Origin of the sequence: Escherichia sp. E.sYA108 (genome assembly GCF_011754335.1) — a bacterium.
In the GTDB taxonomy this organism is placed as follows: Bacteria; Pseudomonadota; Gammaproteobacteria; order Enterobacterales; family Enterobacteriaceae; genus Escherichia; species Escherichia coli.
In genome coordinates, this window is sequence record NZ_JAAQVZ010000001.1 from 2,860,182 (window position 1) to 2,884,258 (window position 24,077).

The window sequence follows — 24,077 nt, forward strand, 5'->3', positions numbered from 1 at the left end:
AAAATCTTATTCTCTTCGCAGGAGGCGGAATACGCCCAGCACCAGGATAGCGCCCACCACCGCCACCAGGAAGCTGTGCAAATTAAAACCGCTGATGGAGCCGCCAATGCCAAACATGGTCGCCAGCCAGCCGCCGACCACCGCACCGACTATCCCAAGAATACAGGTCAGGAAAAATCCACCACCATCACGCCCCGGCATGATTAGCTTGGCGATAATACCGGCTATCAGGCCAAAAATAATCCAGGCAATAATTCCCATGTTCAGGCCCTCGTTTCGATGAATCGGACGCAAGAAATGCTTACGTCAACGCTCTAAGTATAGGCAAGGGCGGGATCGATGCTGGGCGTATGTCGGCTGATTTAAGAACAACATGTAAAAAATATTCGCGCATTTGTATTAAGTTTTGTTAACTGCGACCGATAAACCAAAGACAGTTTGTCAGTCAGGAGTTTTTCCGCGTGAGTCATTACCATGAGCAGTTCCTGAAACAAAATCCGTTAGCCGTCCTGGGCGTGTTACGCGATTTGAACAAAGCCGCAATTCCTTTGCGTATCAGCTGGAATGGCGGGCAGCTGATCAGCAAAATACTGGCAATAACTCCGGATAAACTGGTGCTGGATTTCGGCAGCCAGGCCGAAGACAACATCGCCGTGCTAAAGGCGCAGCACATTACCATTACCGCCGAAACTCAGGGTGCGAAAGTCGAGTTTACTGTTGAACAACTACAGCAGAGTGAATACTTGCTGCTTCCGGCATTTATTACCGTACCGCCTCCCACCTTATGGTTTGTACAACGACGCCGATATTTCCGCATCACCGCCCCACTCCATCCGCCTTATTTTTGCCAGACCAAACTGGCGGATAACAGTACGTTACGTTTCCGCCTGTATGATTTGTCGTTAGGCGGCATGGGCGCATTACTGGAAACAGCAAAGCCTGCCGAATTACACGAAGGCATGCGCTTCGCTCAGATTGAAGTCAACATGGGGCAATGGGGTGTTTTTCACTTTGACGCCCAGTTAATCTCCATCAGCGAGCGCAAAGTGATTGATGGCAAAAATGAAACCATCACCACTCCCCGTCTGAGCTTCCGTTTTCTTAACGTCAGCCCGACGGTGGAGCGGCAATTACAGCGGATTATTTTCTCTCTCGAGCGAGAAGCCCGGAAAAAAGCGGACAATGTGCGCGACTGATTTACATCGCGTCCAGTGCCTGCTCAAGTTTGTAGATATAGCGCGGAGCCTGCGGCGCAGGATGATTTCGCGCTACGTGATCGAGGAACTCATCAGCATCCAGATCGTTGATTTTGCTGATCGCCTTTTTCCGATCTGACGAGAAAGTCCGTAGCAGCGCACCTGCCCCGTTAGCGTATGACACCACCAGCGCATATTGCAGTACCTTCGGATCTTCAATGCCTGCCAGCGGGCCGGTTTCCAGAATATTCAGGTAAGCCGCCCCCATTGAAATATTACGCTCCGGATTTTTCAGCTCGCTGGTCGTCGGCTCACCGCTCCAGCCCATACGACGATATACATCACGTCCGGAGGTTGAAGCTTTTATCTGCATCAAACCAATGGCATTCGATTTACTCACCGCGTTCGGATTACCACCCGATTCGATAGCGATAATCGCCGTGATCAATTGTGGATCGACGCCCCAGGCTGCACCGGCTTTCTGGCTTATTGGCATCCACTGCATCGCACGTTGCACCGGAACTTTCGCGTTCCACGGCGGGTTCGTATAGTCATGCTTTGATGAACAACCCGCTAATAACACAATCAAAAAGGCAAACCATCTCAATTTCACTTCTTCTGTCCTTATAGCCTGGAATCGCCGTTGAGGTGACAACGGCACACCTAAGCGGCATGATATACATTTCGTTTCTGTTGTCAGCAAGGAATTGCCATGTCTCTGTTTCACTTAATTGCCCCATCGGGTTACTGCATTAAACAGCACGCCGCGCTGCGTGGTATCCAGCGCCTTACCGACGCGGGGCATCAGGTCAATAACGTCGAGGTTATTGCCCGTCGTTGTGAGCGTTTTGCGGGTACGGAAACGGAGCGTCTGGAAGATCTCAATTCTCTTGCCAGACTGACTACCCCCAACACCATCGTGCTGTCTGTACGCGGCGGTTACGGTGCCAGTCGTTTACTGGCAGATATTGACTGGCAGGCACTGGTGGCTCGCCAACAACATGACCCGTTACTCATTTGCGGACATAGCGATTTTACCGCCATTCAGTGCGGTCTTCTGGCGCAAGGCAATGTCATCACCTTTAGCGGCCCCATGCTGGTAGCAAACTTTGGCGCGGATGAACTAAATGCCTTTACCGAGCACCACTTCTGGCTGGCGTTACGCAATAAAACGTTCACCATTGAATGGCAAGGGGAAGGCCCGACATGTCAGACCGAAGGCACGCTGTGGGGAGGCAATCTTGCGATGCTGATTTCACTGATTGGTACACCGTGGATGCCAAAAATTGAGAACGGTATTCTGGTGCTGGAAGATATTAACGAGCACCCTTTCCGCGTCGAACGTATGCTGTTGCAGCTCTATCATGCTGGAATTTTGCCACGTCAGAAGGCGATTATTCTCGGTAGCTTTAGCGGCAGCACGCCTAATGATTATGACGCAGGTTACAACCTGGAGTCAGTGTACGCGTTTTTGCGTTCCCGCCTGTCGATTCCACTCATTACCGGCCTCGATTTTGGTCATGAACAACGCACGGTTACACTGCCGTTGGGCGCACATGCCATTCTTAATAACACCCAGGAAGGCACCCAGTTGACGATTAGCGGTCATCCTGTTCTTAAAATGTAAAAAAATCACGCTTCAGGGCTAAGTAAAACGCTGTCTCTGCCGCTAATATGGTAGGGTTTATATAAGAGACAGCGTAATCAGGAGTAACCGACCGTTGGATGCCACAACAATAATTAGCCTTTTCATCTTAGGATCCATCCTTGTCACCAGCAGTATATTACTTAGTTCATTTTCTTCCCGTCTTGGCATTCCCATTCTGGTTATTTTTCTGGCGATCGGCATGCTGGCGGGGGTTGATGGCGTCGGCGGTATCCCGTTTGATAATTACCCCTTCGCCTACATGGTAAGTAACCTGGCGCTGGCGATTATTTTGCTCGACGGCGGGATGCGTACTCAGGCCAGCTCCTTTCGTGTGGCGTTAGGACCGGCACTGTCGCTGGCGACGCTGGGCGTGCTTATCACCTCTGGTTTAACCGGCATGATGGCGGCGTGGCTGTTTAATCTTGATTTGATTGAAGGATTATTAATCGGCGCTATCGTCGGCTCCACCGATGCTGCAGCGGTCTTTTCTCTGCTGGGTGGTAAGGGGCTTAACGAACGTGTTGGCTCGACGCTGGAAATTGAATCCGGCAGTAATGATCCAATGGCGGTCTTTCTGACGATTACCCTGATTGCGATGATCCAGCAACATGAAAGCAGTGTCAGTTGGATGTTCGTGGTCGATATTCTGCAGCAATTTGGCCTCGGGATTGTCATCGGGCTTGGCGGTGGTTATTTACTGCTGCAAATGATTAATCGCATCGCCCTGCCCGCCGGATTATATCCATTGCTGGCATTAAGCGGCGGTATTTTAATTTTTGCTTTAACCACGGCGCTGGAAGGCAGCGGTATTCTGGCTGTTTATCTGTGCGGTTTTCTGCTGGGTAATCGGCCGATTCGCAACCGCTACGGCATCCTGCAAAATTTCGACGGCCTCGCCTGGCTGGCGCAAATCGCCATGTTCCTGGTGCTGGGGCTATTGGTTAACCCAAGCGATCTGCTGCCCATTGCCATTCCGGCGCTCATTTTGTCCGCATGGATGATTTTCTTCGCCCGTCCTCTTTCGGTATTTGCCGGATTGCTACCGTTCCGTGGCTTCAATCTGCGTGAGCGCGTGTTTATCAGCTGGGTAGGATTACGCGGCGCGGTGCCGATTATTCTGGCTGTGTTCCCGATGATGGCGGGGCTGGAGAATGCGCGACTGTTCTTTAATGTCGCCTTCTTTGTGGTCCTGGTTTCACTGCTATTGCAGGGAACATCACTCTCGTGGGCGGCGAAAAAAGCCAAAGTGGTCGTTCCGCCAGTGGGACGTCCGGTGTCACGCGTTGGCCTGGATATTCATCCGGAAAATCCGTGGGAGCAGTTTGTTTATCAATTGAGTGCCGATAAATGGTGCGTGGGCGCGGCACTGCGTGATTTGCATATGCCAAAAGAGACGCGTATTGCGGCACTGTTTCGTGATAACCAGTTGCTTCATCCCACCGGCAGCACCCGACTGCGCGAAGGCGATGTGTTGTGTGTAATTGGTCGGGAACGCGATCTCCCGGCGCTCGGTAAACTGTTCAGCCAGTCGCCGCCGGTCGCGCTGGATCAACGCTTCTTTGGTGACTTCATTCTCGAAGCCAGCGCCAAATATGCTGATGTGGCGCTGATATATGGTCTGGAAGACGGGCGAGAATATCGCGATAAGCAGCAAACGCTGGGTGAAATCGTCCAGCAGTTGTTAGGCGCAGCACCGGTTGTCGGTGACCAGGTAGAGTTTGCCGGGATGATCTGGACGGTGGCCGAGAAAGAAGATAATGAAGTGTTGAAGATTGGTGTTCGGGTAGCGGAGGAAGAAGCCGAATCTTAAGTTTAATGTGTTTTATAACGCTGGATACGACGCTGGTCGCATCCAGCGATAACAAGTTACACCGTCACAACCGGGACGCGTAACGCCAGCGCGCACATCAACTCATAGCCTACCGTTCCGGCAGCGGCGGCGACATCATCAATTTTGATCTCCTTGCCCCACAGCTCAACTGGCGTACCAATACCCGCTTGCGGGCAAGGCGTTAAATCGACCGCCAGCATATCCATCGAGACTGTCCCCACCGTCATGGTGAGAACGCCGTCCACTAAAACAGGGGTACCGGTAGGCGCGTGGCGCGGATAACCGTCGGCGTATCCTGCGGCGACAATGCCGATTCGCTGTTCATCGCGCGCAGTATAGCGACCGCCGTAGCCCACACGCTCGCCCGCTTTTAGCGTCTGGACACCAATAATCTCACTGCTTAGCGTCATCACCGGACGTAATCCGGTATTGGCGATATCACGCCACTGACCGGACGGCGAAGCGCCATACAAAATAATACCAGGCCGAACCCAGTCAAAATGCGCTTCCTGGTGCCACAGAGTCGCCGCCGAATTGGCCAACGAACGCCGACACTCCAGCCCTTCCGCCGCCTGCTCAATACGCGCCATCGCGCTGGAAATTCCATCAGGATGTTCCGCTTCGGCAAAATGCGACATCAGGGTCATTTCGCCAACATTCGCCATCGCCCGCAACTGCTGCCAGACGGTAAGCACGCGATCGGGCTGGAAGCCCAACCGATTCATCCCACTGTTCACTTTAAGATAAATATCCAACGGTGCTTTTAGCCGCGCATTTTGCAGTGCTTTGAGCTGCCAGTTGCTGTGTACGCAGGTGGTCAGGCGGTGCTGGTCATAAATCTCCAGATCCTGAGCATGGAAAAATCCTTCCAGCATCAGGATCGGTCCTTTCCAGCCGCGCTCACGTAACGTTATTGCCTCTTCCAGATTAAGCAATGCAAAGCCATCGGTGGCCCCGAGCGCGCTCCAGATACGCTCAATACCGTGCCCGTAAGCGTTCGCTTTTACCACCGACCAGACGCGCGCGTACGGCGCGGCCTGGCGGACAATGGACAGATTCTGTTTTAATGCCTGCAGATCGAGGCTGGCCTGTATCGGACGGGTCATCTCGTTTCCTTAGCTGTGTGCGCCATGTAAATGGCCCGGGCGTGATGGCGTAAATCCACGGCTGTAGCGCGCTACGCTTAGATCTTCATACGGGATCGCTGGCGTGCGCCCCGAGAGCAGATCGCTTAACAACTGACCGGAACCGCAAGCCATCGTCCAGCCGAGCGTGCCGTGACCGGTATTCAGCCACAGATTTTTAAAGCGTGTACGCCCGACAACCGGCGTGCCGTCTGGCGTCATCGGGCGCAGGCCAGTCCAGAAAGTCGCCTGCTCAACATGACCGCCGCGTGGATAGAGATCGCGAACCACCATCTCCAGCGTTTCACGACGCGGTTGCAACAGCTCGGTGTTAAAGCCAACAATTTCCGCCATTCCGCCAACACGAATGCGGTTATCGAAACGGGTAATGGCGATTTTGTAGGTTTCATCAAGGATAGTAGACACCGGCGCACCATCTTCCTGCGCAATCGGAATAGTCAGCGAGTAGCCTTTCAGCGGATACACCGGAATATCAACAATGCCTTTGAGCATCGCCGTCGAGTAAGAACCAAACGCCATCACATACGCATCGGCCTTAATCACTTCATCACCACACTTCACGCCGTAAATTTGCTCGCCGTCGCAAAGCAGTTGGTCAACGGGCGTATTAAAGCGGAATTTAACCCCCGCCTGCTCCGCCATCCGCGCCAGATTCTGGGTAAACAGCTGGCAGTCTCCGGTTTCATCATTGGGCAGTTGCAGGCCGCCCGTCAGTTTGTGCGCCACTTCTGCCAGCGCGGGCTCCACTTCCGCCAGGCGGCTGGATTCCAGCAGCTGATACGGTACGCCAGCATCTTCCAGCACGGCGATATCGCGGGTCGCGTTTTCATACTGTTGTTCAGTACGGAACAGTTGCAGCGTCCCACCCTGACGCCCTTCATACTGAATATTGGTTTCGGCGCGCAATGCTTTCAGGCAATCACGGCTGTATTCCGCCAGACGCACCATCCGCCCTTTGTTTTCCATATAGTGGCTGGTGTCGCAGTTACGTAACATTTGCCACATCCATTTCAACTGGAACTGCGTACCGTCGAGACGAACCGCCAGCGGCGCATGGCGCTGGAACATCCATTTAATCGCTTTTAAAGGCACACCTGGTGCCGCCCACGGTGCAGCATATCCGGGGGAGATTTGCCCGGCATTCGCGGCACTGGTTTCCAGGGCGGCCCCCGGCTCCCGATCAATGACGGTGACCTCATGTCCTGCCTGATTTAAGTACCAGGCGCTGGCAACGCCTACCACACCACTTCCCAGTATGACAACTCGCATAGCCACTCCGATAACGGTAGATACAGTAAAAGAATAATAATCTAATTACATCTTGATAACTCAGTTGAAAATATTATTCAACATACGGCTTTTTTATGGTGAGCTGGCTCACATCTCCCTGACTCTGCGGCAATATGGCGTCTTTAGTATCTCCTGCTGAACGCCCTTTTTATCCAGCATAAAATTCCGTTCAGAAGCGGATTAGTGGCACTCTGATAATAAGAAATCGCAAAGAAAAAAATTCTCCGGCGACGCGGTTTTTAACAGGTGTTCTATGCTTGAAATGAGGTGCTCCACACAGAGAGCGCCGACAACAATGAGGTGCGCGTATGGCGACGATCGATTCTATGAATAAGGACACCACACGTTTGAGCGATGGACCCGACTGGACGTTCGACCTGCTGGATGTTTATCTGGCAGAGATAGACCGGGTGGCGAAACTCTACCGGCTGGATACCTACCCGCACCAGATTGAAGTGATAACCTCAGAACAGATGATGGATGCCTACTCCAGCGTCGGCATGCCAATTAACTATCCGCACTGGTCATTCGGTAAAAAGTTTATCGAGACTGAACGGCTGTATAAGCACGGTCAGCAAGGACTGGCCTATGAAATCGTCATTAACTCTAACCCGTGTATCGCTTACCTGATGGAAGAGAACACCATTACCATGCAAGCGCTGGTGATGGCTCATGCCTGCTATGGGCATAACTCTTTCTTCAAAAACAATTACTTATTCCGTAGCTGGACCGACGCCAGTTCGATTGTCGATTATCTGATTTTTGCCCGTAAATATATTACCGAGTGCGAAGAACGTTATGGCGTTGATGAAGTAGAACGGCTTCTGGACTCGTGCCACGCGCTGATGAACTACGGCGTGGACCGGTACAAACGCCCGCAAAAAATCTCGCTGCAAGAAGAGAAAGCCCGGCAGAAGAGTCGCGAAGAGTATCTGCAAAGTCAGGTCAATATGCTCTGGCGTACCCTGCCGAAGCGCGAGGAAGAGAAAACGGTTGCTGAAGCGCGCCGCTATCCGTCCGAACCACAAGAAAACCTGCTCTATTTTATGGAGAAAAATGCGCCACTGCTGGAATCATGGCAGCGTGAAATCCTGCGTATTGTGCGTAAGGTGAGCCAGTATTTTTATCCGCAAAAACAGACTCAGGTGATGAACGAAGGCTGGGCGACCTTCTGGCACTACACCATCCTTAACCATCTGTATGATGAAGGGAAAGTAACGGAACGTTTTATGCTGGAGTTCTTGCACAGCCACACCAATGTGGTCTTCCAGCCGCCCTATAACAGCCCGTGGTACAGCGGCATCAACCCGTATGCCCTCGGGTTTGCCATGTTCCAGGATATTAAACGGATTTGTCAGTCGCCAACGGAAGAAGACAAATACTGGTTCCCGGATATCGCCGGTTCCGACTGGCTGGAAACGCTGCATTTCGCGATGCGTGATTTCAAAGATGAGAGTTTTATCAGCCAGTTCCTGTCACCGAAAGTGATGCGTGATTTCCGCTTCTTCACCGTGCTGGATGATGATCGGCATAATTATCTGGAGATTTCCGCTATTCATAATGAAGAAGGTTATCGGGAAATCCGTAACCGGTTATCGTCGCAATATAACTTAAGTAATCTGGAGCCGAATATTCAGATCTGGAACGTGGATTTGCGCGGCGACCGTTCGCTGACGCTGCGTTACATCCCACATAATCGCGCACCGCTGGATCGGGGGCGCAAAGAAGTGCTGAAGCATGTGCATCGCCTGTGGGGATTTGATGTGATGCTGGAACAGCAAAACGAAGACGGCAGCGTCGAGTTGCTGGAACGTTGCCCGCCGAGAATGGGAAATCTGTAAATAGTCCTCCTCGTTTGAGGAGGACTCATTTTTGCCGGATGCGGCGTAAATGCCTTATCCGGCCTACAAAGTATCGCAAATTCAATACATTGCAAAAAAACACGTAGGCCTGATAAGCGTAGCGCATCAGGCAATTATACGTTTGTCATCCGTCTGGAAGGATTATCGTCCCTGAATGGCTAAATCACCCGGCAGATTTTTCTGCATCCGGTGCCAAATCTCGCCACTCTCATGCCCATAGCGACGCACTGTTTCATATACCTGATCGTGTGCGCCTTCACTGCACAACGCCGACAGTTTGTGATAGAAGCCCAGCGCCAGACTGCGCGCTTCCGGATTGGCGAAATAGTGACGACCAATGCGCGTATACAGCCCTTTCATCCCGTTAAGGATCAGACCGTAAATCGGGTTGCCGGAAGCAAACGCCAGGCCGCGGAAAATGTTGTAATCCAGCTCGGCAAAGGCGTCGGCGTGATCGGCCACTTCATTAGCGGTTGCCAGCACTTCCTGCGCTTTATCGGGATGCTGACGAAACGCGGTGCGAATAAAAATAGTTGAAATATTGGTACGCACCGACAGCAAATTATCAATAAGCTGCGGCACACTTTCGTGGTCCAGTCGCGCCAGTGTTTCAAGGATATTTAAACCAGAGGTTTCCCAGAAATTATTCACCTTCGTCGGCTTGCCGTGTTGAATGGTCAACCAGCCATCTCGTGCCAGACGTTGTAACACTTCACGTAACGTAGTACGCGTTACGCCAATTAATTCTGAAAGTTCACGTTCTGCGGGCAAAATAGTCCCGGGAGGGAAGCGGTTATTCCAGATACTTTCAATAATGTACTCTTCCGCGAAACCCGCCGGGCTTTGCGCCTTAATGACCATAGTGAGATTTCCATAACACAGCAAAACAAAGTTGGACTCATCATACCAGAGGGCTAACTACGCTGATAGAAGACAAAAAGAAGAAAAAAGGGATCAAGGCTTCATTTTCTGCATCTCTTTCCCCTTGACTATCAAGACTTGCCTCACTCCTGTCTGACCGTTAAGCTTTGCGTTTAAACATAAAAACATCATTGATTATTTCTAAGGTAAGGGAAACCATCATGGAGATCTCCTGGGGCCGCGCACTATGGCGCAATTTTTTGGGCCAGTCCCCCGACTGGTACAAACTCGCCCTCATCATTTTCTTAATCGTAAATCCGTTAATTTTCCTCATCAGCCCTTTCGTCGCTGGCTGGTTGCTGGTAGCGGAATTTATTTTCACTCTGGCTATGGCCCTGAAATGCTACCCGCTGCTCCCCGGTGGTTTGTTGGCTATCGAAGCAGTATTCATCGGCATGACCAGCGCGGAACACGTCCGTGAAGAGGTGGCGGCAAATCTTGAAGTCTTGCTGTTACTGATGTTTATGGTGGCGGGTATCTATTTTATGAAACAGCTGTTGCTGTTCATATTTACCCGTTTGCTGTTAAGTATTCGCTCCAAAATGCTGCTGTCGCTCTCTTTTTGCGTGGCGGCGGCGTTCCTCTCCGCGTTCCTCGATGCCTTAACCGTCGTGGCGGTGGTGATCAGCGTTGCAGTCGGTTTTTATGGTATTTATCACCGCGTAGCCTCTTCCCGTACTGAAGATACCGACCTGCAAGACGATAGTCATATCGACAAGCATTACAAAGTGGTTCTGGAACAGTTCCGTGGCTTTCTGCGTAGTCTGATGATGCATGCCGGTGTCGGCACCGCATTAGGCGGCGTGATGACCATGGTGGGCGAACCACAAAACCTGATCATCGCTAAAGCGGCTGGCTGGCATTTTGGCGATTTCTTCCTGCGCATGTCGCCGGTGACCGTCCCGGTTCTGATTTGTGGCCTGTTAACCTGCCTGCTGGTAGAGAAGCTGCGTTGGTTTGGCTACGGTGAAACGCTGCCGGAGAAAGTCCGCGAAGTGCTGCAACAGTTTGACGATCAAAGCCGCAACCAGCGTACCCGTCAGGATAAAATCCGTCTGATTGTCCAGGCGATTATCGGCGTCTGGCTGGTGACTGCGCTGGCACTGCATCTGGCAGAAGTCGGTTTGATTGGTTTGTCGGTCATTATTCTGGCGACATCATTGACCGGTGTTACCGATGAACATGCTATCGGTAAAGCCTTCACCGAATCTCTGCCATTCACCGCACTGTTGACGGTGTTTTTCTCAGTAGTCGCGGTGATTATCGACCAACAACTGTTTTCGCCGATTATTCAGTTTGTGTTGCAGGCATCTGAACATGCTCAGCTGTCGTTGTTCTATATTTTCAACGGTCTGCTGTCATCCATTTCGGATAACGTCTTCGTGGGGACGATTTATATCAACGAAGCGAAAGCGGCAATGGAAAGTGGCGCTATCACGTTGAAGCAATATGAGCTGCTGGCGGTCGCCATTAATACCGGTACCAATCTGCCCTCCGTCGCTACGCCGAACGGTCAGGCTGCGTTCCTGTTCCTGCTGACCTCTGCACTCGCGCCATTGATTCGTCTCTCTTATGGCCGCATGGTGTGGATGGCCCTGCCTTACACCCTCGTCCTGACACTCGTCGGGCTGCTCTGCGTCGAGTTTACGCTTGCTCCTGTAACCGAATGGTTTATGCAAATGGGCTGGATAGCAACGCTTTGATAACAACTTACCGGGCATATAAATGCCCGGTTTGCCTTTTCGCCCGATAATTGTCCAATTGCGTCCTATTTTTGCTGCCTCCTGGTGGCGCAGCGAATGAATTGGTTTAAACTGCGCACTCTATGCATATTGCAGGGAAATGATTATGTTGCGATTTTTGAACCAATGTTCACAAGGCCGGGGCGCATGGCTGTTGATGGCGTTTACTGCTCTGGCACTGGAACTGACGGCGCTGTGGTTCCAGCATGTGATGTTACTGAAACCTTGCGTGCTCTGTATTTATGAACGCTGCGCGTTATTCGGCGTTCTGGGTGCTGCGCTGATTGGCGCGATCGCCCCGAAAACTCCGCTGCGTTATGTAGCGATGGTTATCTGGTTGTATAGTGCGTTCCGCGGTGTGCAGTTAACTTACGAGCACACCATGCTTCAGCTCTATCCTTCGCCGTTTGCGACCTGTGATTTTATGGCTCGTTTCCCGGAATGGCTGCCGCTGGATAAATGGGTGCCGCAAGTGTTTGTCGCCTCTGGCGATTGCGCCGAGCGTCAGTGGGAATTTTTAGGTCTGGAAATGCCGCAGTGGCTGCTCGGTATTTTTATCGCTTACCTGATTGTCGCGGTGCTGGTGGTGATTTCCCAGCCGTTTAAAGCGAAAAAACGTGACCTGTTCGGTCGCTAATCCATTCGGCGCTCCTGCGGGAGCGCTTTTTCCTGCCGCTATGTTTATTTGACCCGCAGTAAATCAGAACTTCGCGTTGTATAACATGGTGAAAGCATGGCACGCTTCATCTGCCATTGTTGCTGGATCCCCTGCCCGGCAAAATAGAGTGTTCCTCTGCCCTCTTTAGCATTCAGCGTATCCATTACCGCCATCAATTGCTCACTCCCGGGGCGCGGTGCGTTGTCATCGAATAAATTGAGCTGCGCGACTCCCTGACTGAAGAAATCCCCCAGCATCACGCCCGCTTTTTGGTAGCGATGGCCCGCTTGCCAGATGGCATCCAGAGATCGCGTAGCGGCGTTAATGATATCCCTGCTGTCCTGAGTGGGCGTCAGCAGTTTTACCGATGCGCTATTGCCGTAATAAGGTTCATTGAACGCAAATGGTGACGTCTTAATAAACGTGGAGATAAACCGACAATATTGATGCTCGCTGCGAAGTTTTTCCGCCGCCCGGGCAGCGTAACTACAAATGGCCTGCCGCATCGACGGATAATCCGTGATGCGTTCACCAAACGAGCGGGAACAGATAATTTCCTGCTTCGTCGGTGCAAACTCTTCCAGTTGCAAACAGGGTTCACCGCGCAGTTCACGCACCGTTCTTTCGAGCACGACATTAAAATGTTTACGGATAAACCGGATATCTGAATCCGCCAAATCGAGAACGGTTTTGATCCCCATCGCGTCCAGTTTTTTGCTGATCCGCCGTCCAATCCCCCAGACTTCATCCACGGGGAGAGCAGACATTAATTTACGCTGGCGTTCCAGATTTGATAAATCCACCACCCCGCCCGTCTGCCGCTGCCATTTTTTTGCCGCATAATTGGCAAGCTTAGCCAGCGTTTTGGTCTGGGCGATCCCCACACCAACAGTAAGATGGGTACGTTGTAGCACCGTTGCGCGAATTTCTCTGCCAAAATCAGTCAGATCGCGACAATTATGCACACCTGTCAGATCGCAGAATGCCTCATCAATACTGTAAATCTCGACGCGGGGCGATAGTTCTTCCAGCGTCGACATCACCCGATTACTCATGTCTGCGTAAAGCTCATAATTGCTGCTAAAGCAAACCACGCCACAGCGACGAAACAGATCTTTTTGTTTGAACCAGGGATCGCCCATTTTAACGCCCAGCGCCTTTGCCTCAGCGTTTCGGGCGATAACGCAACCGTCATTATTCGATAGCACAACCACCGGTTTACCCCATAAATCAGGGCGAAACACCGTCTCACAGCTGGCATAAAACGCGTTTACATCACAGAGGGCAAACATCAGCGCATCGCCTTAACGACGTGGATCACCACACCAAAGACATCCAGCGTATCTTCGCTACTGATGGTAATGGGCGAGTACGCACTGTTCATAGGAGTAAGCTGTACCGTCGGGCGTAGTTGCAATTTTTTCACCGTAAACTCACCGTCAACAGCAGCGATGACAATATCACCATGGCTGGCGGTAATAGCGCTATCGACAATCAGTAAATCACCGTCACTAATCCCACCATCAATCATAGAATCACCACTTGCTTTGACGAAATAAGTCGCGCTGGGATGCTGGATCAACAGTTGATTCAGATCGATGCGCTGTTCAACGTAATCTGCGGCCGGTGAAGGAAAGCCACACTGAACAAGATCGCTAAATAGCGGAAAAGTCACAATTTCGCGGAGATCCGCAGGCTTGATAAACAACATAATAATCTGCCTGAAGCTATACTGTTTTTATATACAGTAGTCTGTTCTTGTCAGCAGATCAATACTGATTCAGGCTATCAATATTTGTCGCTGCATAGACTGCTGATTTTTCGTTCTCTTATCCTGTGCTCACGCGGCCTTCTTGCGACAGCGTCCATCCAGCAGAAAGGAAAAATATCACCTGGTTTAAAATAGAATCGAAGCATTCGCCCAGAAAGGCATTCTCATTAAGGTACTGGATGACGGCATCAAGAAACTGTGTTCTATTGCTGCGGGCGTAGTTGAAGGGAAACTGATTCCAGAATTGAAGAACAAGTTAAAATCTGCGCTGAGTTTCTTTACCACCCTGTCTAACACGGTTAAACAAGCGAATAAAGATATCGATGCCGCCAAATTGAAATTAACTACCGAAATAGCCGCCATCGGGGTGATAAAAACGGAAACTGAAACAACCAGATTCTACGTTGATTATGATGATTTAATGCTTTCTTTACTAAAAGAAGCGGCCCAAAAAATGATTAACACCTGTAATGAGTATCAGAAAAGACACGGTAAGAAGACACTCTTTGAGATACCTGAAGTCTGATAAGCGATTATTCTCTCTATGTACTCAAGGTATAAAATTTATCACATTTAAAAATACAGACGTTTTTTAAAGATTGAGAGTTACCTGTTGATAATAAAGTATCGGGTAACTCTCATTATGACAGAGCGCTTTCAAAAACAGGGCTACAAAATGGCGAGCATCCAGACGTATATTAAGAAAGCCCCCATCAACATCTATTAAATTTATCACTGCGCCCAGTCAGGTTTATTTAAGATATGATCCTGCCAGTCAATCACTTCTGATTCTTTCACTGCGATATGACGCACAGAGATACGTTCACCATGCATTGCCGCTTTCGAACCAGTAAGTAGCGGATGCCACGCAGGTAAACCTTTACCTTCCGCCAGCAAACGATAAGCGCAGGTCATTGGCAGCCATTCGAATGTTGGCAGATTTTCACGGGTTAATTTAATGCAGTCGGGTTCAAACTCGAAACGACGTTCGTAGTTCCGACATTGACAGGTTTTAATATTGAGCTGGCGACAGGCGACGTTAGTGAAGTAGATTTCGTCGGTGTCTTCATCCATCAGTTTATGCAGGCAACACTGACCGCAACCATCACACAACGACTCCCATTCCGCATCGCTCATTTCGTCCAGGGTTTTACTTTGCCAGAAAGGTACATCGCTCATCAGGTGTTCCGCCATTACGTTAAAACGCACCTTATAACCAGTCTGGCACAGCGATGCAAGTTTTGCCGCCGCTTTCAGGCGGCAAAAAGTATTACAAAACGCGAGTTGTCAAAGAATGCCCATCGAAAGTGACTGTCAGCTCATCACCGCTTTGCAACGGGCCGACACCATCAGGCGTGCCTGTCAGCACAACGTCACCGGCCTTGAGGGTAAAAAACTTGCTCATATAAGCGATCAGCGGAACGATTTTATGGATCATGTCCGCAGTCGTACCTTGCTGGCGTTGCTCGCCGTTTACGCTCAGGCCCAGCGTTGTATTTTGCGGGTCGCCGGTAAACTCCGCCGCGGGAATAAACCCGGAAAGCGGACAAGAGTTATCAAACGCTTTGGCCTTTTCCCACGGCTGCCCGGCTTTCTTCATTTTTCCCTGAACATCACGCAATGTCAGATCGAGCGCCACGCCGTAACCGGCAATGGCTTTGCGGACATGCTCTTCCGTAGCCTGACGCAGCGTCGCGCCAATCAACACCGCCAGTTCGACTTCATGATGAACTGAACCGAAATCGGATGGGATCGCCAATGGCTGCCGCAGATCGCACAGTGCCGTTTCTGGTTTAATAAACAGCACTGGCTCTTCGGGTACTGCGCTGCCCATCTCTTTAATATGTTTGGCATAGTTACTGCCAACACAGACTACTTTACTCACCGGATAATCCAGCAGCGCACCTTGCCAGTTGTGATGTTGATACATAACGTTCCCCTCACCTTATCGTGGATATGAAAACCCGCGCCGACAAAGATAATGCCACCGCCGGATATCGGTTATTTGTTCGTGTCGTCTGTTTTCTGCCCCATGACGGAAAGATGTTGCTTCAGCAAATCTTCGGGTGGTGGCGGTAACTGCAAATAGTAACCTTGCTCGGTTAATGCCTGTTTAACCTTTTCAATATCGGCATTGACCAGTTTCTTCCGCCCATCCAGCGGAAGAATCATCGCTAACTGAGGCTGACCAAAACCTTTCATCAGTTCCTCAGGAACACGCGAAAAATCGTCTTTTTTTTCGACATATAAATAGGTCTGGTCACGCTTGCTGCTTCGATAAATCACACAAAACATACTTTTACTCTTTAAGATGCCAGGTTTTGGCATAAGCTAACATCAATGAAACCCGCGCCACAAGCCAGCCAGCTGTAGATTTCTACGGTTTGTTCAGTCCATGCCCCCTTTATAAGTAATCCCCCCGGCAAAAATGCCGCGCCGGGATTTAACCGAACACAGGAAAGCCACTGGAATTCTCCCGTGAAGGATTGTTATATTATAACAGTTCATCGTACTCATTCTGAACAGGAGACTACCAATGAAAATTAAGGGCATCAGTAAGGCTGTATTGTTGCTTGCACTGCTAACCTCCACGAGCTTTGCTGCGGGTAAGAATGTCAATGTTGAGTTCAGAAAAGGCCATAGCAGCGCTCAGTACTCCGGCGAAATAAAGGGATACGATTACGATACATATACCTTCTATGCCAAAAAAGGTCAGAAAGTGCACGTGAGTATCTCTAATGAAGGCGCTGATACTTACCTCTTCGGGCCAGGAATCGATGATTCTGTTGATTTATCCAGATATTCCCCAGAACTCGATAGTCACGGACAATACTCACTCCCTGCTTCTGGCAAATATGAGCTGCGAGTGCTGCAAACCCGAAACGACGCCCGTAAAAACAAAACTAAAAAATATAACGTCGATATTCAAATTAAGTAAATATCAACCGACGGGGACTCTCCCCGTCATAAACGTTAACGCCCCACTCCTCTCTGTCGCTTAATAGGTTAATGACGAATAGCAGACAATGCCGAATAGAACATAATGTAAACAAGACATCACTCACGACACATAAATAACATCTTTGTGGTGGTTTGATTGATTTTTCCACTCCGCTTACCATCCACACCAAAATAACGATCATCACGACATAATTTTTCTTTAACATCGCAAAATACACCGTTAGAGAATGTAAATTCGCTGGGATCGTAGCCTTGTAATGATTGTAAGTTTTCAGCGGCTTTTTCGCCGAGATATTTCCTTGTTAACTCTGGGGAAATGCCATCTGAACTCACACAAATATACGGGTCGCAAACAACGCCACACGCAGGAGATTGAAGCCCGCCAGCGTCATTTCCAGACGCCATTGATGAGAACATCATCCCCACACCTGACAATCCGATATAAAAAATACGCATCATATTCATAGCACATCCTGATAATCCAACCGTACAACACTTATGCTCATTTCATCATCAATCCGTAATCAAAACCGCTGACCTGGACGAGTTACGATGACCTGACAGAAGTATCAGACGTCTTCTGCGGTTTCTATGATAGAGCAATTCTGTGGCGGATATTAAGATAACGGGTATCTGTTCTTTAATGATGCTGCAAAAAATGGAAAGTTAAGAAAGCCTGGCGTGGTGAAAAAATACACTCGCCTCAACACTGGATATTTAAACAGGTCTGAAGATGCTGTCACGATTAGGGTGCGGAAAAAGGAAGCGTAAATAAGAACAATCAAAAGTACGACGGCAATGGGTTGATTGACAAGGGTATTTTTTAAGCTATGAATCAGCGCCATTTATCACAGAATAGACTTTTACTCTGAATAAATGGGAGGGTGACTTGCCTCAATATAATCCAGACTATAACATGCCTTATAGTCTTCGGAACATCATCGCGCGCTGGCGATGATTAATAGCTAATTGAGTAAGGCCAGGATGTCAAACACGCCAATCGAGCTTAAAGGCAGTAGCTTCACTTTATCTGTGGTTCATCTGCATGAGGCAGAACCTAAGGTTATCCATCAGGCGCTGGAAGACAAAATCGCTCAGGCCCCCGCATTTTTAAAACATGCCCCCGTTGTACTCAACGTCAGTGCACTGGAAGCCCCGGTAAACTGGTCAGCGATGCATAAGGCGGTTTCGGCAACCGGTTTGCGGGTTATTGGCGTAAGTGGCTGCAAAGATGCGCAACTTAAAGCCGAAATTGAAAAGATGGGGCTGCCTATCCTGACGGAAGGAAAGGAAAAAGCGCCGCGTCCAGCTCCCGCACCGCAGGCTCCAGCGCAAAATACAACGCCGGTCACAAAAACGCGTTTAATTGATACCCCAGTGCGTTCCGGTCAGCGTATTTATGCTCCACAATGTGATCTGATTGTTACAAGCCACGTTAGCGCAGGGGCCGAATTGATTGCCGATGGTAACATTCATGTCTATGGCATGATGCGCGGTCGTGCGCTGGCAGGGGCAAGTGGTGACCGGGAAACGCAAATATTTTGTACGAACCTGATGGCGGAACTGGTGTCCATCGCAGGTGAATACTGGCTGAGTGATCAAATCCCAGCAGAATTTTATGGCAAAGCGGCACGACTGCAGTTAGTCGAAAACGCTTTGACCGTTCAACCGTTAAATTGATCCCTTTTTAACAAGGAATTTCTATGGCACGCATTATTGTTGTTACTTCGGGCAAAGGGGGTGTTGGTAAGACAACCTCCAGCGCGGCCATCGCCACTGGTTTGGCCCAGAAGGGAAAGAAAACTGTCGTGATAGATTTTGATATCGGCCTGCGTAATCTCGACCTGATTATGGGTTGTGAACGCCGGGTCGTTTACGATTTCGTCAACGTCATTCAGGGCGATGCAACGCTAAACCAGGCGTTAATTAAAGATAAACGTACTGAAAATCTCTATATTCTTCCGGCATCGCAAACTCGCGATAAAGATGCCCTCACCCGTGAAGGGGTCGCCAAAGTTCTTGATGATCTGAAAGCGATGGATTTTGAATTTATCGTTTGTGACTCCCCGGCAGGGATTGAAACCGGTGCGTTAATGGCACTCTATTTTGCAGACGAAGCCATTATTACCACCAACCCGGAAGTCTCCTCAGTACGCGACTCTGACCGTATTTTAGGCATTCTGGCGTCGAAATCACGCCGCGCAGAAAATGGCGAAGAGCCGATTAAAGAGCACCTACTGTTAACGCGCTATAACCCAGGCCGCGTAAGCAGAGGTGACATGCTGAGCATGGAAGATGTGCTGGAGATCCTGCGCATCAAACTCGTCGGCGTGATCCCAGAGGATCAATCAGTATTGCGCGCCTCTAACCAGGGTGAACCGGTCATTCTCGACATTAACGCCGATGCGGGTAAAGCCTACGCAGATACCGTAGAACGTCTGTTGGGAGAAGAACGTCCTTTCCGCTTCATTGAAGAAGAGAAGAAAGGCTTCCTCAAACGCTTGTTCGGAGGATAAGTTATGGCATTACTCGATTTCTTTCTCTCGCGGAAGAAAAACACAGCCAACATTGCAAAAGAACGGTTGCAGATTATTGTTGCTGAACGCCGTCGCAGCGATGCAGAACCGCATTATCTGCCGCAGTTGCGTAAAGATATTCTTGAGGTCATTTGTAAATATGTACAAATTGATCCTGAGATGGTAACCGTACAGCTTGAGCAAAAAGATGGCGATATTTCTATTCTTGAGCTGAACGTGACCTTACCGGAAGCAGAAGAGCTGAAATAAGCCCCCTGTAAAAGCGCATTTATCTTCAAGGCAGAGTCATCTCTGCCTTGAGTTTTTCATCCCTCTCATCCACGTTGTGGTAAAGCGGCGAGTATTCTTGCTGATACTATTCATTGCTATTTCCCCCTCCCCCTTTACACCTTAAGGCTGTTCCCACGCACAGAACAAAATGTTTACGCCTGGTTGAGTAAATAACCTTATCGTTAGCATGGGTATCCTGGGAGATGATAACCCCGCAATTTCATTATTCATTGTTCTCCCATAGGATGAGGTTTCCCGCCGTAACTGACGGGCTTTTTTTTGCCCCAGAATTTTCCCTTTTAGCACCCGGTAAACAAAAACAGCGCCGAAACGCAGTTTAATCGTTGATGGTCAGAACGACCAGTTCACACCGACCACCGCATTCCACGGGGACTCCACACCGGCACCACGGCTATACCCCACCCCGAGATGCCCGCTTAACGTACTGCTGAATGAGGCTTTAATACCTGCCTGGTATATTCCACGTCTGCCCGACAAATCATTGACAAAATTACCGTCACTATTCACTTTCACTCGATTATCATCGACAAATTCTTTGCGCACAGCCGCCTTCAGCCAGGGTTCAATTTCCATACCGTTCCCCAGACGCATGTTGTAACTCAGCGTTGCGCCCAGTTCACGATATATACTGCGGGTATCGACTGATTTCGATTCCATGCATTGGATAAATGATAGTAGCGTCTAAGTGACCTTAGCTCTGCTGCAACATCAGCCCGCAGGCACCAGACCAGGGGATTCATCCTGAAGAGACAGCGCAAATGTATTGTGTTCACCGCTCATCAAAGACATCATGATGAAATGATGATATCCCGTATAAGAAAGAGGTATTTTTTAAACGCAGTGCGCTGAAGTGTTGTTGGATAAAAAATCACTCTGTTCTGATAATACTGTCGTACGCTTATTTTTCGACAATGAGGCCGTCCACAAAATAAAATGACTAATGTAATCGTTGCTAATGAATATCTTCTGCTCACATAACAATCACACAATAATATTGATAAATCAGATTATCTTACCTTTACAACATTGTATTAACAGCCAATGACACTTCTTGAATAAAAATATTGTCAATCAATGAGTTATTTCTTATTTGAGATTATTCTCATTCCCGTAAAAAACATAATTCCTATCATCACAGTCACGCTCATTTTGAATTATCTGAATAATAGCGAGCGTTCTTTAGTTAAGCAGATCTTAATTGAAGACGAAATTATTGTGTGTGCAACTTACTTAATACCGGACAACTAAGTTGAAGAAAAAAATACTCGCCTTCGGGCTTATCTCAGCATTGTTCTGCTCCACGCCAGCAATGGCGGATATGAATCGCACCACGAAAGGTGCATTGCTAGGTGCAGGCGTTGGTTTACTTACTGGCAATGGTGTTAATGGCGTACTGAAAGGTGCAGCTGTTGGCGCTGGTGTTGGTGCAGTAACAGAAAAAGGCCGCGATGGTAAAAATGCGCGTAAAGGTGCAAAAGTGGGTGCCGCCGTTGGTGCTGTCACTGGCGTTCTGACCGGCAATGGCCTCGAAGGGGCGATTAAAGGTGCCGTGATTGGCGGTACGGGTGGTGCAATTCTGGGTAAAATGAAATAAGGAATGATGATGAAAAAATTTGCTTTACTGGCGGGTCTGTTTGTTTTCGCACCAATGACCTGGGCGCAGGACTACAATATTAAGAACGGTTTGCCATCAGAAACCTATATTACTTGCGCAGAAGCCAACGAAATGGCAAAAACTGACAGCGCACAGGTTGCAGAAATTGTTGCGGTAATGGGTAATGCCAGCGTTGCCAGCCGTGATTTAAAAATTGAGCAATCTCCGGAACTGAGCGCCAAAGTGGTAGAAAAACTGAATCAGGTTTGCGCTAAAGATCCGCAAATGCTGTTGATCACGGCAATTGATGACACCATGCGTGCTATCGGCAAAAAATAATATTTCATATGTTACCGCGTCGATGAATTCGACGCGGTTTTTTAGCTAATGGCGGGATCAGAACTTATATTTCAGGCCCACCATCATTGCGTTGTCATTGTAGCCATTATCACCCAGCTGCACGCCCACATTACCCCAGACGCTGGCCGCAGGATTCAGATTGCCATTTACGCCATGTTTAATTTCCCCCAGATTACGCGCCCCGGCTTGTTCAACTTTCACACCGTTTATTGAGACAGCAAAATCTTTACTGTTATGGATCCCGTTCATTTCAACAAAAGGTTCAAAGTCGTCACCGTGCGGACCGCTGTTTTTCTCCTGAGTACGAATAAAGGTGTGGAAACCAAGTCGGGTCTGGATATTGTTATTTGCGTCATTCTCAATACGTGAGCCATTGGCTTCCGTGTGCACATTATGATCGACGCCCATCCAGATGGCCTGTGCCGAGGTCGTTCTCAACTGTCCGTTGCTGTCACGCCAGGCATTATGCCCGCCAATTTGACGTAGCCAAAATCGGCTTGAACGCTCCTGTTCAGTTACAGGATCGATATAGCGCGTTTCACCTGCACGATCGTTCAGACGCATAACAAAAAGAGTGTTAGCGGCTGCCAGGTTGGCGACGTAACTGCCAGCTTCGGGTCGCAGGACGGGGGTAGGCGTTTCTGTTGATTCTGAAGTGACATTGGAAAAAAATAACTCTCTACCATTGTATATTTTTGCAATGGGGGCTTTAGTGCCATTTGTTGTAATAGAACTTTTTTATATCAATGTTACCTTGTCGAATAGCAACTGCATAACTTCCATCAGCCACAGTTTCAAGCACCACATAATCTAAATTAATATATGCTTTTTTCCCATTAGCATAAGCACCATAGCTATTAATACCATTAGTTGTTATGGAACCACCATTCATTTTTAAATCAGCACGGCTAATAACTTCGTAACTGTTAGAATCACAAACTTCATCATCTACAGCATCGACACATGTTCGAGACTCTCCAGGACTTGAACATGCAAGAACTCCTACTGCATTTTCCCCATAGGTAACAATGTTCGTTTTATCTGTGGTTTCAAGACTGGTGTTATTTTCCACAGTCCCAGAATCATTAATCTGACTTAAAAGTCCCGCTGAATATGCCCCCTCGTCTCGACTGAATTATCACCATTCATAACGATGGTGCCACCAAATTCACTGACTACTGCGCTGGCTGTTATCCCTCCATTTTCTTTGTCAGATACGCTTTCAGAGCGTCTTAATATTGCTATCGCTTATATATAATACTTTGTTTTGGCTATCAACAGAAATACCATAAGATCCATCACCACTAGTCATCACACTGGCATTATGTATATATCCAGTTACACCGTCATCCACTTTCACAGCATGGCTTTCGTCTTAAGTGATTAGATACTCCCCATTACTTGTAGAAGTATTATTTTTGATTTCAATCGGTGATTCTTCATCGGTTATATAGGAAATTATACTATAAATATCCAACAATTGTGTTACATATGCATTACCCACCGCCAGAGCAATAAGTCCTAAACTAAATCCGGGGAGTTTTTTCAGTTTCATAGATTAACCATCCATTCATTGGATTAACAAACATTCCTGGTCAAATAACCTATGAGTTCAGATTACCAAAACGGAAGGCAAAGATAAAAACAAAAGCACAAGAAATTTAAATAGATAAACAGCGACAATATTTAAATGATAAATAAGCCAGCATTATCATTTTTAGCTTATTTTCATGACATTGATCACTTTGGGGTAACTATTTTGTTTAACAAATAACTCTTCGACATCAAAATTATCAACAGTTGCCATGGAAATTATTTCACTGATATATAAAACAACTGTGATAACACCAGGGTTGACAACTATTTGTGCAATAATTCCTTTCCTTCAATGATCCAGGGGTTCACTGCCAGCAACCCATTCAGCCGCATACTGGCAGTGAGAAACTGAAAGATTAGTGCTGATCCCTGTGGCTGACGAGTCTTTCCCTTAATCGATTAACCAGATTGATCGCCAGCCAAACCAGGGCATTAAGCAAATTTATCGTCACAAGCACTTCTCCCAGCCCGGTGCTGGGTTTTGCAATAAGGATGACCAGGAGAGTGATCAGCATAAATGCAATGGAAAAGATGATATAGAGAGTGAAATAATCCAGATTATTACTATTGTTCATGCTACTAATGGCAATCCAGTCAAAACTTTCACACAATTATAGCAAACAAAAGAATGAACAATAGTAACAAGAGGCAACGAGCTAATTAGCTGTCTATAA

At 48.6% G+C, this 24,077-nt stretch carries 29 protein-coding genes and 3 pseudogenes; 14 read left to right on the plus strand and 18 right to left on the minus strand.

The genetic code is table 11. The features are described 5' to 3' along the window. Positions 1-6: 6 nt before the first annotated feature. Positions 7-261, minus strand: coding sequence for a GlsB/YeaQ/YmgE family stress response membrane protein (locus HBM92_RS13505; RefSeq protein ID WP_000511315.1), 255 nt, complete (start codon positions 259-261; stop codon positions 7-9). A 200-nt stretch (positions 262-461) separates the two neighbouring features. Between HBM92_RS13505 and HBM92_RS13510 the strand changes: the two genes are divergently transcribed. Next, on the plus strand, positions 462-1,196 hold the full coding sequence (locus tag HBM92_RS13510; protein WP_000020177.1) for a flagellar brake protein: 735 nt from the start codon (positions 462-464) through the stop codon (positions 1,194-1,196). Between the two features lies 1 nt (position 1,197). Here the strand turns inward: HBM92_RS13510 and emtA are convergent, their stop codons facing one another. After that, entirely contained in the window at positions 1,198-1,809 is a 612-nt protein-coding gene (gene emtA / locus HBM92_RS13515; RefSeq protein WP_001295994.1) for a membrane-bound lytic murein transglycosylase EmtA, read from the minus strand. Between the two features lie 99 nt (positions 1,810-1,908). Here emtA and ldcA point away from each other — a divergent pair, with 99 nt between their 5' ends. Together ldcA and HBM92_RS13525 are read left to right on the plus strand one after the other, a co-directional pair. Further along, on the plus strand, positions 1,909-2,823 hold the full coding sequence (gene ldcA / locus HBM92_RS13520) for a muramoyltetrapeptide carboxypeptidase (protein WP_000051575.1): 915 nt from the start codon (positions 1,909-1,911) through the stop codon (positions 2,821-2,823). A 94-nt stretch (positions 2,824-2,917) separates the two neighbouring features. Beyond that, on the plus strand, positions 2,918-4,654 hold the full coding sequence (locus HBM92_RS13525; RefSeq protein ID WP_000340206.1) for a potassium/proton antiporter: 1,737 nt from the start codon (positions 2,918-2,920) through the stop codon (positions 4,652-4,654). Between the two features lie 56 nt (positions 4,655-4,710). On the opposite strand, the gene dadX is transcribed toward HBM92_RS13525, so the two are convergent. Both dadX and dadA read right to left on the minus strand, forming a co-directional pair. After that, on the minus strand, positions 4,711-5,781 hold the full coding sequence (gene dadX / locus HBM92_RS13530; RefSeq protein WP_000197877.1) for a catabolic alanine racemase DadX: 1,071 nt from the start codon (positions 5,779-5,781) through the stop codon (positions 4,711-4,713). Between the two features lie 9 nt (positions 5,782-5,790). Further along, entirely contained in the window at positions 5,791-7,089 is a 1,299-nt protein-coding gene (gene dadA, locus HBM92_RS13535) for a D-amino acid dehydrogenase (protein WP_001266908.1), read from the minus strand. A 329-nt stretch (positions 7,090-7,418) separates the two neighbouring features. On the opposite strand from dadA, the gene HBM92_RS13540 reads away from it, so the two are divergent. Further along, a complete protein-coding gene (locus HBM92_RS13540; protein WP_000190855.1) occupies positions 7,419-8,951 on the plus strand; it encodes a SpoVR family protein in 1,533 nt (510 codons plus the stop codon). Between the two features lie 162 nt (positions 8,952-9,113). Here the strand turns inward: HBM92_RS13540 and fadR are convergent, their stop codons facing one another. After that, on the minus strand, positions 9,114-9,833 hold the full coding sequence (gene fadR, locus HBM92_RS13545; protein WP_000234823.1) for a fatty acid metabolism transcriptional regulator FadR: 720 nt from the start codon (positions 9,831-9,833) through the stop codon (positions 9,114-9,116). Between the two features lie 221 nt (positions 9,834-10,054). Here fadR and nhaB point away from each other — a divergent pair, with 221 nt between their 5' ends. After that, entirely contained in the window at positions 10,055-11,596 is a 1,542-nt protein-coding gene (gene nhaB, locus HBM92_RS13550; RefSeq protein WP_000406402.1) for a Na(+)/H(+) antiporter NhaB, read from the plus strand. A 145-nt stretch (positions 11,597-11,741) separates the two neighbouring features. Further along, entirely contained in the window at positions 11,742-12,272 is a 531-nt protein-coding gene (gene dsbB, locus HBM92_RS13555; RefSeq protein WP_000943452.1) for a disulfide bond formation protein DsbB, read from the plus strand. 44 nt (positions 12,273-12,316) lie between these two features. Here the strand turns inward: dsbB and umuC are convergent, their stop codons facing one another. Next, complete coding sequence (gene umuC / locus HBM92_RS13560) at positions 12,317-13,585, minus strand: DNA polymerase V catalytic protein (protein ID WP_000457597.1); 1,269 nt, start codon at positions 13,583-13,585, stop codon at positions 12,317-12,319. Next, complete coding sequence (locus HBM92_RS13565) at positions 13,585-14,004, minus strand: translesion error-prone DNA polymerase V autoproteolytic subunit (protein ID WP_000897380.1); 420 nt, start codon at positions 14,002-14,004, stop codon at positions 13,585-13,587. The genes umuC and HBM92_RS13565 overlap by 1 nt, the downstream gene beginning before the upstream one ends. Before the next feature lie 259 nt (positions 14,005-14,263). Here HBM92_RS13565 and hlyE point away from each other — a divergent pair. Further along, positions 14,264-14,590: pseudogene (gene hlyE / locus HBM92_RS13570) on the plus strand (hemolysin HlyE); the annotation flags it as partial. Positions 14,591-14,796: 206 nt separating this feature from the next. Here hlyE and HBM92_RS13575 read toward each other — a convergent pair. The 3 genes from HBM92_RS13575 to HBM92_RS13585 form a co-directional block, all read right to left on the minus strand. Further along, entirely contained in the window at positions 14,797-15,243 is a 447-nt protein-coding gene (locus tag HBM92_RS13575) for a YcgN family cysteine cluster protein (protein ID WP_001339583.1), read from the minus strand. Between the two features lie 91 nt (positions 15,244-15,334). After that, the gene (locus HBM92_RS13580; protein ID WP_000284277.1) at positions 15,335-15,994 is read right to left on the minus strand and encodes a fumarylacetoacetate hydrolase family protein; all 660 of its coding nucleotides are present in this window, start codon (positions 15,992-15,994) and stop codon (positions 15,335-15,337) included. A 71-nt stretch (positions 15,995-16,065) separates the two neighbouring features. Beyond that, a complete protein-coding gene (locus HBM92_RS13585) occupies positions 16,066-16,359 on the minus strand; it encodes a YcgL domain-containing protein (RefSeq protein WP_001295992.1) in 294 nt (97 codons plus the stop codon). Positions 16,360-16,600: 241 nt separating this feature from the next. Between HBM92_RS13585 and pliG the strand changes: the two genes are divergently transcribed. Further along, positions 16,601-17,002 (plus strand): g-type lysoyme inhibitor PliG, encoded by a 402-nt coding sequence (gene pliG / locus HBM92_RS13590; protein WP_000693755.1) that lies wholly within the window; start codon positions 16,601-16,603, stop codon positions 17,000-17,002. 119 nt (positions 17,003-17,121) lie between these two features. On the opposite strand, the gene HBM92_RS13595 is transcribed toward pliG, so the two are convergent. Then, on the minus strand, positions 17,122-17,490 hold the full coding sequence (locus HBM92_RS13595) for a YcgJ family protein (protein ID WP_001056851.1): 369 nt from the start codon (positions 17,488-17,490) through the stop codon (positions 17,122-17,124). Between the two features lie 519 nt (positions 17,491-18,009). On the opposite strand from HBM92_RS13595, the gene minC reads away from it, so the two are divergent. Genes minC through minE form a run of 3 tightly spaced genes read left to right on the plus strand, consistent with a single transcriptional unit; the run spans position 18,010 to position 19,811 of the window. Beyond that, positions 18,010-18,705 carry a septum site-determining protein MinC gene (gene minC / locus HBM92_RS13600; RefSeq protein ID WP_000072533.1) on the plus strand — a complete coding sequence of 232 codons (696 nt, stop codon included), beginning with the start codon at positions 18,010-18,012 and terminating at the stop codon, positions 18,703-18,705. Between the two features lie 23 nt (positions 18,706-18,728). Continuing rightward, the gene (gene minD / locus HBM92_RS13605; RefSeq protein WP_000101055.1) at positions 18,729-19,541 is read left to right on the plus strand and encodes a septum site-determining protein MinD; all 813 of its coding nucleotides are present in this window, start codon (positions 18,729-18,731) and stop codon (positions 19,539-19,541) included. A 3-nt stretch (positions 19,542-19,544) separates the two neighbouring features. Next, a complete protein-coding gene (minE, locus tag HBM92_RS13610; protein ID WP_001185665.1) occupies positions 19,545-19,811 on the plus strand; it encodes a cell division topological specificity factor MinE in 267 nt (88 codons plus the stop codon). A 372-nt stretch (positions 19,812-20,183) separates the two neighbouring features. Here minE and HBM92_RS13615 read toward each other — a convergent pair. The 3 genes and pseudogenes from HBM92_RS13615 to HBM92_RS13625 form a co-directional block, all read right to left on the minus strand. Further along, positions 20,184-20,527 (minus strand): annotated as a pseudogene (locus HBM92_RS13615) (autotransporter outer membrane beta-barrel domain-containing protein); the annotation flags it as partial. Positions 20,528-20,561: 34 nt separating this feature from the next. Next, positions 20,562-20,681 (minus strand): hypothetical protein, encoded by a 120-nt coding sequence (locus HBM92_RS25365; protein WP_001131456.1) that lies wholly within the window; start codon positions 20,679-20,681, stop codon positions 20,562-20,564. After that, positions 20,642-20,827, minus strand: coding sequence for a hypothetical protein (locus HBM92_RS13625; protein ID WP_001336711.1), 186 nt, complete (start codon positions 20,825-20,827; stop codon positions 20,642-20,644). The genes HBM92_RS25365 and HBM92_RS13625 overlap by 40 nt, the downstream gene beginning before the upstream one ends. A gap of 100 nt (positions 20,828-20,927) precedes the next feature. Here HBM92_RS13625 and HBM92_RS13630 point away from each other — a divergent pair, with 100 nt between their 5' ends. The 3 genes from HBM92_RS13630 to HBM92_RS13640 are packed head-to-tail and all read left to right on the plus strand — an operon-like array spanning position 20,928 to position 21,786. Next, positions 20,928-21,101, plus strand: a complete 174-nt coding sequence (locus tag HBM92_RS13630) for a hypothetical protein (RefSeq protein ID WP_000120038.1) — start codon at positions 20,928-20,930, stop codon at positions 21,099-21,101. A gap of 1 nt (position 21,102) precedes the next feature. After that, on the plus strand, positions 21,103-21,447 hold the full coding sequence (locus HBM92_RS13635) for a YMGG-like glycine zipper-containing protein (protein WP_000726974.1): 345 nt from the start codon (positions 21,103-21,105) through the stop codon (positions 21,445-21,447). Positions 21,448-21,450: 3 nt separating this feature from the next. Then, on the plus strand, positions 21,451-21,786 hold the full coding sequence (locus HBM92_RS13640; RefSeq protein ID WP_000979977.1) for a YmgD family protein: 336 nt from the start codon (positions 21,451-21,453) through the stop codon (positions 21,784-21,786). Between the two features lie 57 nt (positions 21,787-21,843). On the opposite strand, the pseudogene HBM92_RS25825 reads toward HBM92_RS13640, so the two are convergent. The 4 genes and pseudogenes from HBM92_RS25825 to ymgF form a co-directional block, all read right to left on the minus strand. Further along, positions 21,844-22,473: pseudogene (locus tag HBM92_RS25825) on the minus strand (autotransporter outer membrane beta-barrel domain-containing protein); the annotation flags it as partial. Positions 22,474-22,516: 43 nt separating this feature from the next. Next, positions 22,517-22,879, minus strand: a complete 363-nt coding sequence (locus HBM92_RS25830; protein WP_001327168.1) for a hypothetical protein — start codon at positions 22,877-22,879, stop codon at positions 22,517-22,519. 303 nt (positions 22,880-23,182) lie between these two features. After that, the gene (locus HBM92_RS25835) at positions 23,183-23,362 is read right to left on the minus strand and encodes a hypothetical protein (RefSeq protein ID WP_001304450.1); all 180 of its coding nucleotides are present in this window, start codon (positions 23,360-23,362) and stop codon (positions 23,183-23,185) included. Between the two features lie 397 nt (positions 23,363-23,759). After that, positions 23,760-23,978: a cell division-associated protein YmgF gene (gene ymgF / locus HBM92_RS13655; protein WP_001065862.1), complete on the minus strand. Its 219-nt coding sequence runs from the start codon at positions 23,976-23,978 to the stop codon at positions 23,760-23,762. Between the last annotated feature and the right edge of the window lie 99 nt (positions 23,979-24,077).